This is a genomic window from Photobacterium lutimaris, assembly GCF_003025555.1.
Taxonomy (GTDB): domain Bacteria; phylum Pseudomonadota; class Gammaproteobacteria; order Enterobacterales; family Vibrionaceae; genus Photobacterium; species Photobacterium lutimaris.
In genome coordinates this window covers 560,194-572,612 of sequence record NZ_PYMH01000001.1, presented here as the reverse complement: position 1 = coordinate 572,612, position 12,419 = coordinate 560,194, and the positions used below count along the sequence as shown (strand labels likewise).

14 protein-coding genes are annotated in these 12,419 nt (G+C 43.6%); 7 read left to right on the top strand and 7 right to left on the bottom strand.

The window, feature by feature from the left end:
* Positions 1–221: 221 nt before the first annotated feature.
* Complete coding sequence (locus tag C9I99_RS02305) at positions 222–833, bottom strand: response regulator transcription factor (protein WP_107347228.1); 612 nt, start codon at positions 831–833, stop codon at positions 222–224.
* Positions 834–835: 2 nt separating this feature from the next.
* On the bottom strand, positions 836–2,602 hold the full coding sequence (locus C9I99_RS02300; protein ID WP_166645353.1) for a sensor histidine kinase: 1,767 nt from the start codon (positions 2,600–2,602) through the stop codon (positions 836–838).
* A gap of 194 nt (positions 2,603–2,796) precedes the next feature.
* Between C9I99_RS02300 and C9I99_RS02295 the strand changes: the two genes are divergently transcribed.
* From C9I99_RS02295 to C9I99_RS02280, 4 genes are all read left to right on the top strand, one after another.
* Complete coding sequence (locus tag C9I99_RS02295) at positions 2,797–4,392, top strand: FAD-dependent oxidoreductase (RefSeq protein WP_107347226.1); 1,596 nt, start codon at positions 2,797–2,799, stop codon at positions 4,390–4,392.
* A 53-nt stretch (positions 4,393–4,445) separates the two neighbouring features.
* Entirely contained in the window at positions 4,446–4,844 is a 399-nt protein-coding gene (locus C9I99_RS02290; RefSeq protein ID WP_107347225.1) for a cytochrome c3 family protein, read from the top strand.
* Between the two features lie 8 nt (positions 4,845–4,852).
* Positions 4,853–5,419: a cytochrome c3 family protein gene (locus C9I99_RS02285; RefSeq protein ID WP_107347224.1), complete on the top strand. Its 567-nt coding sequence runs from the start codon at positions 4,853–4,855 to the stop codon at positions 5,417–5,419.
* 236 nt (positions 5,420–5,655) lie between these two features.
* Entirely contained in the window at positions 5,656–7,182 is a 1,527-nt protein-coding gene (locus C9I99_RS02280) for a phospholipase D family protein (protein WP_107347223.1), read from the top strand.
* A gap of 59 nt (positions 7,183–7,241) precedes the next feature.
* Here C9I99_RS02280 and C9I99_RS02275 read toward each other — a convergent pair whose 3' ends face one another.
* The 3 genes from C9I99_RS02275 to C9I99_RS02265 form a co-directional block, all read right to left on the bottom strand.
* On the bottom strand, positions 7,242–8,138 hold the full coding sequence (locus tag C9I99_RS02275) for a 6-pyruvoyl trahydropterin synthase family protein (RefSeq protein ID WP_107347222.1): 897 nt from the start codon (positions 8,136–8,138) through the stop codon (positions 7,242–7,244).
* 87 nt (positions 8,139–8,225) lie between these two features.
* Complete coding sequence (locus tag C9I99_RS02270; protein WP_166645352.1) at positions 8,226–8,909, bottom strand: outer membrane beta-barrel protein; 684 nt, start codon at positions 8,907–8,909, stop codon at positions 8,226–8,228.
* Positions 8,910–9,004: 95 nt separating this feature from the next.
* On the bottom strand, positions 9,005–9,385 hold the full coding sequence (locus C9I99_RS02265; protein ID WP_107347220.1) for a SpoIIAA family protein: 381 nt from the start codon (positions 9,383–9,385) through the stop codon (positions 9,005–9,007).
* A 148-nt stretch (positions 9,386–9,533) separates the two neighbouring features.
* Here C9I99_RS02265 and C9I99_RS02260 point away from each other — a divergent pair, with 148 nt between their 5' ends.
* Positions 9,534–10,310, top strand: coding sequence for an AraC family transcriptional regulator (locus tag C9I99_RS02260; RefSeq protein ID WP_107347219.1), 777 nt, complete (start codon positions 9,534–9,536; stop codon positions 10,308–10,310).
* Between the two features lie 35 nt (positions 10,311–10,345).
* On the opposite strand, the gene C9I99_RS02255 is transcribed toward C9I99_RS02260, so the two are convergent.
* Positions 10,346–10,798, bottom strand: a complete 453-nt coding sequence (locus tag C9I99_RS02255; protein WP_107347218.1) for a methyltransferase family protein — start codon at positions 10,796–10,798, stop codon at positions 10,346–10,348.
* 130 nt (positions 10,799–10,928) lie between these two features.
* Between C9I99_RS02255 and C9I99_RS02250 the strand changes: the two genes are divergently transcribed.
* Positions 10,929–11,435, top strand: coding sequence for a M48 metallopeptidase family protein (locus C9I99_RS02250; RefSeq protein ID WP_107347217.1), 507 nt, complete (start codon positions 10,929–10,931; stop codon positions 11,433–11,435).
* A 100-nt stretch (positions 11,436–11,535) separates the two neighbouring features.
* Entirely contained in the window at positions 11,536–11,961 is a 426-nt protein-coding gene (locus tag C9I99_RS02245; RefSeq protein WP_107347216.1) for a DUF3010 family protein, read from the top strand.
* Between the two features lie 60 nt (positions 11,962–12,021).
* Here the strand turns inward: C9I99_RS02245 and C9I99_RS02240 are convergent, their stop codons facing one another.
* Positions 12,022–12,234 carry a hypothetical protein gene (locus tag C9I99_RS02240; protein ID WP_107347215.1) on the bottom strand — a complete coding sequence of 71 codons (213 nt, stop codon included), beginning with the start codon at positions 12,232–12,234 and terminating at the stop codon, positions 12,022–12,024.
* Positions 12,235–12,419: the final 185 nt, after the last annotated feature.

The window sequence follows — 12,419 nt, the reverse complement described above, 5'->3', positions numbered from 1 at the left end:
CCAAGACCTACCGTCCGCGACAGATACTTATCACGAATTAATAACAGATTGCAGAATAAACCCACACATGCAGACCCCAACCCGACCAATAGGATAAGAAATTGATATGGTTTCAGAGCTTTATACAAAGCAACAATCTGTGATGTGACCCGCAAAACCACCAACGATAACGAAGCATAAATCTAATCGAAAGAGTACGACCAATTAACCAATTTTATGGCTTAATTTAGTAAACCAAGTATTCCTTGTCCTTCAAAAGCAAGTTGAATTCCTGACGTGACCCCCATCTTCTTAAACAGGTTATGTCGATGGATCTCAACGGTGCGCAGCGCAATGCAAAGCTCATCAGCAATCACTTTATTTGGTTTCCCTTGGATAATAAGAGGCACTAACTCTTTTTCTCTTTCAGTTAACAAAGCAACTCGCGCTTCTAAATCGGCAGTCGCTTGCTTTGATGAAGAGAGACTGATTGCCAGGTCCTGCGCTTGGGTAATCGCACAGCACAACTCTTCTCCATTAACCGGCTTTTGTAATAAGTCATTCGCCCCTCTCTTAAAGGCGGTTTTGGTAATTTCAACGCTTGCATGGCCTGTCAAAAAAACAATAACAAAATTGCTCTCTTTCTCGGCGAGTCTTTTTTGCAGCTCTAGCCCATCAATACCCGGCATGTTTATATCCAACAAAATCACACCTGGCTGCTCGATATCTACGCTGTCTAAAAAGTTCTCTGCACTATTATATGTTTTAACATCAAACCCCTCTCCTTCCAGCAGCCAACATACAGAATCCAAGATAGCCGCATCGTCATCAACTAAATATATAGTGCATGGCATAATCAATCCTTTGCTAAGTTTCTAGGTAAAGTAATCAAAAAATGGGTTCCTCGTGTTTGCTGTTTGGCTTCAATTGAACCATTATGTGCCTCAATGATTCGTTTACATATCACCATTCCAAGCCCTAAGCCTGCATCTTTACTACTATGAAAAGGCATATATAGCTGTTTTAGTTGCTCATCTGAAATACCACAACCGTTATCAGAAAATGCTATTTTTAAATGGCTGTCATCGTGATCAGTAATAATCGATATCACTCTCTCGTCAATTGGGTTATCTTTTAGAGCATCAATACTATTTTGAATTAAATTAACAAACACCTGCTGAATAAGTACCGGATCGATATAAACAGAGGTATCTTTATCATTCATCTCCAATTTAATGTTATGCTGCTTAAATGTATGTTGGAAAATGAGTATTGTTTTGCTAAGTAATGTTTTAATTGAATAACATTCGATTTCGTTATTGTGCACTTTCATAAAGTTGCGCATCCGCTGAATGATTTGGCTAGCATTTCGTGTTTGCTGTTCAATTTTACCCAACACTTCAATAAGCTGTTGCTGGCCCAACTCAGAACGAGCTAATCTTTTTTTACAGCCTGATACATAAGAACCAATAGCCATCAAAGGTTGGTTAAGTTCATGCGCAACACCCGATGCTAATTCCCCTCCTAATAAAATGCGTTGTGCTTTGTAGAGTTGATCCGTTTCTTTTTCAAGCAGCTGTGCAGTTCGCTCATGCTGCTCTATCTCATTACGAAGTTGAGCTGAGCGGATATGAACCAAATAGTTAACTCTGAAATGATAGCCAAAAAACAGCAGTAATAAACCAATTGATATTAATACCCAGCCACGATACTGCACCCACAACCTTGTAAGGTATGACGGCTGAATACTCACCCTAATGTCATCCATTAATTGGTAAATTGCACTGTCATCAATGGGGACCGACCACCCACCGTAACGACCCGCTACCGCAATTTCACTTGCAGGAGGTATGGTTAACAATATTCTGGCTATATGGTTGGCATAATCTGCTGGAACATGCTTCATTCGTGCCAGTGTCCAGTTCGGATAAAGTTTACTCGACGTTTGGCAAGCGAAATTAGACTCCGGCACCTGCTTGCGAATGACTTTCAGACTATTAGCGGGTATGGTTCCATCTCTAATTTTCCTTTCTAACAAACAAGTGGGAGCGATTGCAAAATCAGCCTCTTTGTTCAGAACTTTTGTTAGTAATTTCTGCTGCGGATAGCCAATAAATGTCAGCTTTTTGAGGTCACCCTTCTCAATCCCCTCCTCCATAAACTCTCTCAGCATAACCCTAAAACCACCAAAAGCTTTATCACTAACTGAAATAATAGAACGGCCTCTAAGTTGCTTTAGGCTTATTATATCTGGCTCATCGACCCGCCCAATTAATGCAGAACCGATCGCATGCTTAGCTTCACCATGGAAAGGGTTGAGGTTAAGCATTTTCACTGCTTGGTTGTTGTATTTATAGATTAAAAAGTGAACCCCATTGGTGAGCGTGAAATCGACAAGACCACTTTCTACCAAGTTATCTAAAGTCGGAATGTCTGCGGGTACGATAACAAAATGGTACTCAGGTAAAGCCGCATTGAGATAGTCAATCGTGGGCTGCCAGCGTGCCAATGTATAAGCCGGCCCATTGAACGCAAGCACACCGATCCTCACTAGCTTCTGCTCTGCCAAGCTCGAGAAACTAGCCAGTAAACTCAACAAAAAAATCAGGTGCTTTATTTTCAATGAATTCGCCCTACTACGACACATGCCAAATCTGTGTCTAGCGTCTCATATTGATAAATAGCTTTTTTGTCTCAGATCAATCATAGCGGAAAACTGCGGTTTACCACTATAGAGGTAATAGCCTGTTCCCTTAGAAAATGTCCAACAAGGAAATTGAGGATATGAAACACATTTGTATATAGGGAGCAACAAGTATGTCTGAAAATAATTCACGCCGTCAGTTCTTGAAAATGGGGTTAGGTGCCGCAGCAATAGCCCCCGTTTCAGCCCTTGGCCTTTCATCCGCAGCTTATGCCGCAACCAACCCTAATGATATTCAGTGGGATGAGGAGATGGATGTATTGGTTGTCGGTTCAGGAATGGCTGGGATGATTGCCGCTATTCGAGCCGCTGAAACCACTCCAGACGCTAAGGTTATTGTCGCCGACAAAATGTCACGCCTAGGTGGCTCATCACTGATCTCTGGCCTCAATATGGCCGTCGTCGGTTCTGACTTACAAAAAAATACTGGCGTAACCGATGATTCATGGCAATTACTGCTAAAAGACATCGAGCGTGAGGCCAAGGGCTATAACCATAGAGAACTCACTGAAGTAGCGGCTAAAGGAACACTAAAGCTATATAACTTCCTTAAAGATCATGGCGTTGAGTATGACATGTCGATAGGTGATGGTACTGGCGTTAAAAAACTTGGCGGTCACTCTAAACCTCGCTGTGTTTGGCCTAAAGGCGGCGGTACTGAAGTGATTAGAAAATTGCAGAACTACTGCGCAACTAACCTAACCAATGTAGAGATTCGCAAAAAGATTCAGCTTGACGAAATCCTACGTAACGACGAAGGACGTGTGATTGGAGTAAAGGTCCGCGAAAAATATCGCTTCAGCCGTAAGCATGATGATCTCGGCGATAACGACAACCCTGCGATTAACAAATCAGGTAAGGTGAAATACTACAAGGTGAAACGCGGCTTAGTCATGGCAACGGGTGGCTATAACCAAGACCGCAAATTTCGTGGCGACGAAGTGGGCGCCATGTACAACGCCGCCTCAACAACACAGCCAGGTGCAACAGCAGGCGCCATTAAAGCCATGGTCAACGCGGGCTTTAAACCCATTCATATGACGCTATTCCGCTTTGCATTCCCAATTCCAACTGAAGATATTCGCTGGGGCATTCTCGTTAACCCACGCACTGGTGAAAGGTTTGTTGATGAGTACAACAATAATGATCGCCAAGCCATTGGAATGGCTATTCTGGAGGAGCGTCGCCATATTGACGGCGAGCATACTGTACTGATTTACGACCAAAAAGGGGCCGAACATTATCACGACCAGCAGCGTCTACACCTGTCTATGGATGGTAAAAACGGCATTAACGGTACGATCTGGAAGTTCGAGTCTCTACAAGCACTTGCCGACAACTTCAAAATGGATATCAATCTGTTGCAGGCAAATATCGATAAATATAATGCAAATATGGAACAAGATCAGGACGAATTTCATAAGCCCAAAAGTGTTCTGAAAGGTGCAACCTCAATCTCGCAGGCGCCATATTACGCCATGCAGTTAAACCCTCGTTATAACTATGCGCAGGGCGGAGCAATGATCACCCCGAATGCTGAAGCTGTCGATGTCGTTACAGGTGACCCCATTGAAGGCGCATTTGTTTGTGGTGAAGCATCCGCAGGTACATATGGCTATATCCGCCTGACAGCTTGTTCAACGATTGATTGTGGAACATTCGGTATGGTCGCAGGTAGAAATGCTGCAAAAGCAAAACCTTGGGTATAAATCCTATTCCGGGTGGTGCGAACCACCCTTCATTTAGACAAGAATTCTTGCTTATGAAATACGTATTACTTTCTATATTGACGCTATTAGTAATGTCAGTTGCACCGGAATTATACGCCAGCGACGAGCCAGACTGGACGTCATTAGCCGATGAATACACCTTAAAACCTCACCACAAAGCGTTAAAGTTTGAGTGCGTGATGTGCCATCAGGGGAATGACCCTGAGGAATACGAGCCACTAGAAACCGAAAATTGCCTATCTTGTCACGGTAGCGCGAAAAAGGTGGCGGATAGGCTTCAGTTTATGGATAAGAACCACACCAACCCGCATAACTCATTTCATGACGGATACTCTCTTGATTGCTATGAGTGCCACTCAGAACACGAACCATCAACAAACTTATGTTCTGACTGCCACAAAACCACATCATGGATGGGTAAGGTACCATAGGAGTTTTTATGAATAAAAAATGGTTTATTGTACTTTTACTCGTCATTGGTGGAACACTTGGTACCGGTGCTAGCCTTATTACCGCTGAAATTACGCACAGTACAGCAGGTGCTGAGTTCTGCGGGGCTTGCCACTCAATGAAACCGATGGCCAAAACCTTCGAACTCGATGTGCATGGTGGCCAGAACGAACATGGTTTTGTTGCCCAATGTGTCGACTGCCACTTACCTCAAGATTCGGTATTTGCTTACATGCTAGATAAGACCAAACACGGCATAAATGACGTGCTTGTCGAAAACTTTACCGATACAGATAAAATTGACTGGATAGCTCGTCGTCACGAGCGGGAAAGGTTTGTTTTTGATAGTGGCTGTTTGGAGTGTCACCAGAAATTACTCGACAAAACAGACGCTAAGAATCCAAAGTCCTTACAAACACACGCACATTATAAAGCCCAGTTAGAGCAAGGTGAGCCTATTCAGTGTGTTTCATGTCATGTCACTGTTGGCCATAACGGTATGTTAAGAAGTGAGCTAAACAACCGTTATCCAGAATACGATTTTGAGTCTGAGTAGATAACTAACCAAAGGCCGTCAACACTTAACGTTTTGGTGGCCTTACTTAATCCATTCAACCGACAAGCATACGTCTACCATCTTGTATGTTTCCTAACCCCATGCTCGCTCATTATTTGTAAGCTTCGTTAGCTAAATACCGACAAATAGCTCAAATGATTAATTTTTAATTGTCAACATAAGCCACGCCAATTAAAATTTCACACATCATGTAGAAAGGAATCAGCCCTCCCCCCATGGCTTACTTGTTTGTTTTTTTTCGTTACCTAGCTCTCTTAGTTAGCTTTTTTTCTTTTATTGGCTGCTCTTCCACGCCCACGGCAGAGAAAGTTCCCAGTTATACGATCCCTTTTGATTCACAGACACAGCTTGCAGGCCAAGCGCTTCCCTATATCAACAAACACTCTGCATTGACTGGCTTTTATCCGCTAGGCGATGGGCAGGAAGCATTTTTGGCACGCTTAGCGCTTATCTATGGTGCCGAACACAGTATTGACCTGCAGTACTACATCTACCGTAATGATAGTACCAGCTCATTAATGACGTATGCTCTCTACCAAGCCGCTGAACGTGGAGTACGTGTACGAATATTGCTCGACGATATGCAGTCACGCAATGATAAATCAATGGCACAACTTACAAGCCACCCAAACATCAAGATTCGCCTATTCAACCCATTTGAAAACCGAGTTGCTCGCGTATTTGATTTTGTCAGTGATTTTGACCGCATGAATCGCAGAATGCACAATAAAGCGTTAATTGCTGATAATGCCTTCGTCATTACTGGGGGGAGAAATATTGGCGATGAGTACTTTGCCGCTAACGGCTCTGTTGATTTTGGTGATTTTGATATCCTAATGCTTGGCGATACCGTCCCAAAAGTCTCCGAACAATTTGACCTGTATTGGAACAGTAAGCCGTCGACCCCCATCGAATCACTCGTTCGCCAAGCAAGCAAACCAACCGATGCTGACATTGAAAAATGGGAAAATGACCTTAAACGAGACTTCAAAAATTCAAAATACATCAAATCATTTGCTGAGCTCCCCCTGACCCAGCACATAAAAGATGAATCGTTAGATTTTTTCTGGGGCAAGGCTGAAGTACATTATGATTTGCCGTCAAAGATTTACTCACCAGAAAATACCGACCTTATGCTCCACCAGCTCGGGGCGATTCTTGCGCAGACCAATGATGAATTACTGCTGATTTCGCCTTATTTCGTACCTACTGAACAAGGCGCTAGTTCATTAATTAAAGCAGTGGAAGAGGGTATCGATGTGACTATTATTACCAACTCCCTTGCATCAAATGATGTCTTTGCTGTTCACGGTTGGTATGCCAAATACCGAGAGCCACTTCTTGCTGGAGGGGTAAAGTTATATGAGGTAAAAGTTGATCCCAGCTTAAAAAAACAGCGCTCATGGCTGGGGAGTTCTCGAACCAGTTTGCACGCAAAAACCTTCATTATCGACCGTAAAGATCTCTTTGTCGGTTCTTTTAACTTTGATCCTCGCTCTGCCTTTCTTAATACAGAAATGGGCGTGTTGATCGAGTCAGAAGAATTTGGCGAAATTGTGTATCAAGAAATAGAACGCAATCTGCGAAAGAATACTTATCGGCTAGCGTTAAACGAAGACGGTGAACTGGAATGGCATAATGACCTTAGCGGAAGCATTAACCGCTCAGAGCCTGATGCCAGTATATGGTTACGATTCTCAGCTTGGTTTGCCGGGATGTTACCGATAGAAAATCAACTATAAATGAAAAAGCCCCATCAACACGTAAGTTAATGGGGCTTTTTACCAAAGGACGTTGTCCTCTATGCGTTCAAGCGACCTTTTGCTGATGCGATTGCGCCTTTGCCAACGCCTTCATAGGCAATAACGTCAACCGTTGAGCCAACCTCAACAGACTCACTAACTTGCGCAGCAATGTACTGGGCCAATAGCTCTACGGTCGTATCGGTATCAAGCATCTCTACATCGCTTCGAGCAATAGCCAACTCGAACTCACCCTGAGGGGCCGTATAGCGGAATGCATAATGGCTCTGCTCACTCGCCTCTGCGGCAAACGGGCTCAGGTTGAGCTCCGCCAGCGTACACTCGTCTTCTGTACTGCCAAGATAGATATCTTCCCAGCGATCTGCCCACTGTTGCTCTAGTTGCTGATCACGCAACCCATTGATCAAAAGTTCAACCGGAGAGCGGTGACCATGGGCAATGCGCTGACAATTACCATCGTGCTTTTTCAAACCATGGCTATAGTGATAAAAAGGGCCCGAGATCTGCTCGTGCCGAAGTGTTATCTCCAACCCCTGAACATTTTCAGGCAACTTGCCTTCAAGCACTTTATAAATGTGGCGAGTAACCGATTCGATAGTGACTTCACTGTCTTCGATCAAGCAGTAAGCCTGCTCAGGACAGTGCAGATGAAGGCTTTTGTCTTCACGCAACAAATCAACCGTGGCATAGCCTAGTTTTGTTGTTGCCGTTCGAATTGCATTGCTTTGGCTCGGAACAATTAAGCGATGATCAACATATTCATCAACGATCTGTTTAATTTGTTTTTTTACCCGGCTGAAATCAAGCACCATGCTCATCTCATTCAATTCGCCCGACATAACCACATCTAGGATCCAACTCTCGCCTACCATACCTCGATGTTGGCAAAGGTAAGAGGCATCGATGACGGTAAGATCTCTAACAAATAGCTTCAAACTGAAGTCCTTACTGATTCTGGTTGCGGCATGGCATTATACGCAGCTAAATTCTTGAGTAAACCGCTCAAGTGCTCCACTCATCCACTAAAAACGATAGTTGGCGCCAAGATAGACAGAAGTTACCCCTTTTAACTGGGTTTCAACCGTCACTGAATCACCAGCACTGTTTTCAGCTTTCCAAGAACGGCGCTCTGATGGCAATACCGTATGGCGTATACCTACTTCAAGCCCCAAATCATCGATGACTTCCCAACCCAAACCAGCTTGGAAACCAAAAACAACGCCACTCTCGTCATAACTGCCAGAAAAATCAGAGTCTGTTTCGGCAAATGCATAACCCATATGAATACCGACAAAAGGCTTAACTGATGCTTGTGAGCGGAAAATATGATCCGCATTTAGAAGGTGCAGCCCAACGTTAATATCATAAGCATCCTGACCGTCAAACTTAGTGGTCGTTGTATGATATTCAAAACTATAGTACACACGCCCCTGCTGGTTTGGCATGTACACACCAAAATCCAGCGCGCCAAAAGCGCCAAAGTCATCATCATCAGAGTCGATATTACCTGTGGTAACAGAGGCTGTATTATCACTGCCAATTAAATTTGTTCCACCGCGAAGTCCAACAAAATACTGAAAACCAGAAGCTTGAACCTCCGGCTCAAGCACCGCCTGCGCTGCGACACCTTCATCACACCATGCTGGCACTGAAAACAATGACAACAGAACCCCAGACGCAATTACATTCCTTTTCATTTTCACCATACCTGTAGCGAAACTTATCATTCTAATTAGGGTCTGCTGACCTTTCCCAAAACTATCAATATCTTAATGTATACACGGTTGCAATGCTAGCCAGCTCATTCTTCCCTCAACCAACTAATTGCCTCTAAGGAATCCTCGAAATACCGGACTTCGCCACTAACAAACCAACTCCCTACCTTGCTCATTATTTCTTGCCAATGTTGGTTGCCGTATATAGCAATTTTGTTGAATTTACGTCCAAACCTCAGCCCTAACTTAATATCATCCCATGCGGCATGAAGATCCCATCCTTCGAATTCTGTACCGTCCAAGTAAACATTCACAATCGGGTTTTCAATACCCTCTAGCGCCTCTTCAATTAACGGGGTAATTTTCTCATAATCGGCGTGAGTCAAAGTACCAACGGCTTTCAGCTCCATAAAAACAAGATCCTCTAACCGCTCGACCTCAAGGTGGATACCATGGATATAACTCATGATTGTTCCTCTTTTAATTCAGCCACCTCAATAGTTTATACCCTAGTGACTTGAAGTAGCAGATTGCAGTCAACGAAGCATCTCTACGTATACTTAACTTGGTGATATCGCTATTATTTAATATAAGCCCAGCACGAACATTTTTGACATGGCACTTATCAACGAACAGACCCCGTTCAACCCAGACACTATTCCCAGCCAGATTGTTGGCATCGCAGCCAAGGTCGGCCGTCATGATTCAGGTATGCATAGCCACTATAAGGCACAGCTGCTCTATGCCCCTTCTGGATGCATGAGTATTACACTGGACAATCAGCAATGTATTTTACCCCCAACCCGAGCCGCTTGGATCCCAGCAGGTGTTAGCCACTGCGCGGTCATGACGAATGTCGTTGCCTATCGCTCAATCTATTTCGATACGCGACACCAAGAACAAAAGTTCGATAAATTAAGGATTATCGGGGTAAACCCATTACTTCGGGAACTGATAGAAAGAATGGCTTTTTGGCCATGGCAGATGCCATTCTCTGAACAAGAATCGCTTGTGAATTTGTTTTGGCAAGAACTCGCGGTGGCACCCGATGAACCCTTACTTTTACCGTTACCCTCTGATACCAGGCTAAAAACTTGGCTTAAAAAGCTCAATAGTGAAGAGAGCGCACCGCCACCTTTGAATGAAGCAGCACTGTCTATTGGGGCCAGTGAGAAAACCATTTCACGCATTTTTTCTCGTGAAACCGGAATGCCCTACCAAGCTTGGCGCCAGCAATGGCGTTTAATGCAAGCCATTAAACTACTGGCTGAACACAAATCTGTGTCTACCGTCGCTTTTGAACTCAGCTTTTCAAGCGATAGCGCTTTTATCAGCTTTTTCCGGAAGCAGACGGGAACGACCCCCAGCACATATATCAAACACTCCATTTAATGAAGAGCAAGAACCTCTATAGCGGAACTCAAAACTTAGCACCAACGCCTAACTTGTTGGCAGTATTGCTCGAACTTCTCACCAAACATCGCTTGTAGCACAGCCTCTTCAGGGGCAATCTGAAAGTTATTCATATAGAACACAAACAGCCCGATCATGAGTAACGGGCTAAGTGCGGATAGATAAACGAATGCTGCGCACAAGAAACAAAACAATCCTAAGTACATAGGATTGCGTGAATGCCGGTAAATTCCGGCCGTAACAAGCTTGGATGTTTTATGGGGAAATCTGGGATCAATGGTTGTTCTAGCCTTCGCAAAAGACCAAACGGCACTAAAACCAAGGATGGTACCAATTAGGCAAAAAAGCAGTGCTAGGTAAGACTGAGCGACAAAGGCAAACGTGTAGAGTGGCCAGTATTGAGCAAGACCGTACATACAACCTAAGGTAATAATGAGTATTAACGGGGGTGGCAAACGTAATTCCATCTCTATCTCCTTTCCTTATCACCACTTTATTTCTAGTTTATAACTGATTGCACTGATAGAGCTAGCGTAGCATTGCCCACCGTTCACAAAATGTTTAGAATCTCGCTTCCACCCTGCGTCGACTCTTCATATGAAAGAACTAAAATACCTACAAGGCTACCCCAACCAACTCATTGACCAAGTCAGTCAACTGGTTGAGCAAGGTAATCTCAAGCGTTACCTGCTAAACAAATACCCAGAGCAACATGCGATCCAGTCAGAAAAAGCGCTCTATGAGTATGTCATCGAGTTGAAAAATCAGTACCTTAAAAAATCATCTCCAATCAGCAAAGTGGCTTACGACAGCAAGATCCATATGGTCAACCATGCATTGGGTATGCACAGCTTTGTATCACGGGTACATGGTAATAAGCTCAAGTCAAAAAATGAGATACGGGTATCGACTATCTTTAAACAGGCACCACTACCTCTACTGCGAATGATCGTGGTTCATGAATTAGCACATGTTAAAGAAAAAGATCACAACAAGGCATTTTACCAGTTATGCAGCCATATGGAGCCTGACTACCACCAGCTAGAGCTGGATGCCCGTTTGTTGTTAACCCTGCTTGAAATCGACGGCCCGCTATACAACTAAGTCATTTGGGTATAAAACTAGCTATCTGGATCATTTAATTTCTGGCAATTATTACACTTTTGCCTAAAATACCCAGCTAACTACATTATTAGGTGTTTACATGAAAATTTGTGCTGTTGAGCTTCGTAGCAACGAAGCCATAATTTGCCTTCTTTCCCAGAATGACGGTCTTTTTGATCTTCCTGAGTGCCGTTCTCAAAAGTTCATCATGCAAGACTCAATGGACAATGAGCAGATGCGTAAATTCCAGCAAACTTTCAAAAAGCTACTGGATGACTACCAAATCGATCGTGTTGTGATCCGTACGCGTGAAACACGTGGTAAATTCGCAGGTAGCGCGGTTGGCTTCAAACTTGAAGCTGCTATTCAGTTGATTGAAGGTATTGAAGTTGATTTCATGACTAACCAAGAAATCAAACAAAAGCTAAAGCGCAATCCACTTGCTATCGAATTCCGTGCGACTGGCCTTCGTCAGTTCCAAGAAGCGGCATTCATGACAGGTTATGCCTACATGGGCAAATATTAAGCCTGTAAGCTAAACCGCATGCAAAAAAGCCAGCCTAGCTGGCTTTTTTTGTTTTCTTTATTAATTATGGCCATGACGCTTCTTCCTGAGCTTATACAAAGTCAGAACCAGCAACGCACTGACAACAACTGAGATAACAACAAAAGCATAGATAAGCAAGGTGCTACTCTTCATCCATTGTAATAGATGAAAAGCACCAAAAAAGAAAAGAAGATAGCCACCTATCACAGTGAAAAGCTTATAAAAATCGACCTCACTCACTTTCTTTAGCATCACTTTTCGCTCCTATTGCTATACCCAAACAACGTCTGACAAACATCAGTCACGTGGAATACGTTACAAGTATGGTGCGTCCTGCCGGTTTTGCCTCTACCTTGAGTAAATACTTTATATCCAATTAGTTAGCTTCGCTGTGACAAACACCTTCGAGATACAAAATCGAACAAATACTCACCAAT

Bases quoted from the DNA above. Each gene is read 5' to 3' on its own strand.
- C9I99_RS02250 (WP_107347217.1), top strand. From the start codon at position 10,929: ATGAAAGAACTAAAATACCTACAAGGCTACCCCAACCAACTCATTGAC.
- C9I99_RS02295 (WP_107347226.1), top strand. From the start codon at position 2,797: ATGTCTGAAAATAATTCACGCCGTCAGTTCTTGAAAATGGGGTTAGGT.
- C9I99_RS02285 (WP_107347224.1), top strand. From the start codon at position 4,853: ATGAATAAAAAATGGTTTATTGTACTTTTACTCGTCATTGGTGGAACA.
- C9I99_RS02260 (WP_107347219.1), top strand. From the start codon at position 9,534: ATGGCACTTATCAACGAACAGACCCCGTTCAACCCAGACACTATTCCC.
- C9I99_RS02265 (WP_107347220.1), bottom strand. From the start codon at position 9,385: ATGAGTTATATCCATGGTATCCACCTTGAGGTCGAGCGGTTAGAGGAT.
- C9I99_RS02305 (WP_107347228.1), bottom strand. From the start codon at position 833: ATGCCATGCACTATATATTTAGTTGATGACGATGCGGCTATCTTGGAT.
- C9I99_RS02245 (WP_107347216.1), top strand. From the start codon at position 11,536: ATGAAAATTTGTGCTGTTGAGCTTCGTAGCAACGAAGCCATAATTTGC.
- C9I99_RS02240 (WP_107347215.1), bottom strand. From the start codon at position 12,234: ATGCTAAAGAAAGTGAGTGAGGTCGATTTTTATAAGCTTTTCACTGTG.
- C9I99_RS02290 (WP_107347225.1), top strand. From the start codon at position 4,446: ATGAAATACGTATTACTTTCTATATTGACGCTATTAGTAATGTCAGTT.
- C9I99_RS02280 (WP_107347223.1), top strand. From the start codon at position 5,656: ATGGCTTACTTGTTTGTTTTTTTTCGTTACCTAGCTCTCTTAGTTAGC.
- C9I99_RS02270 (WP_166645352.1), bottom strand. From the start codon at position 8,909: ATGGTGAAAATGAAAAGGAATGTAATTGCGTCTGGGGTTCTGTTGTCA.
- C9I99_RS02255 (WP_107347218.1), bottom strand. From the start codon at position 10,798: ATGGAATTACGTTTGCCACCCCCGTTAATACTCATTATTACCTTAGGT.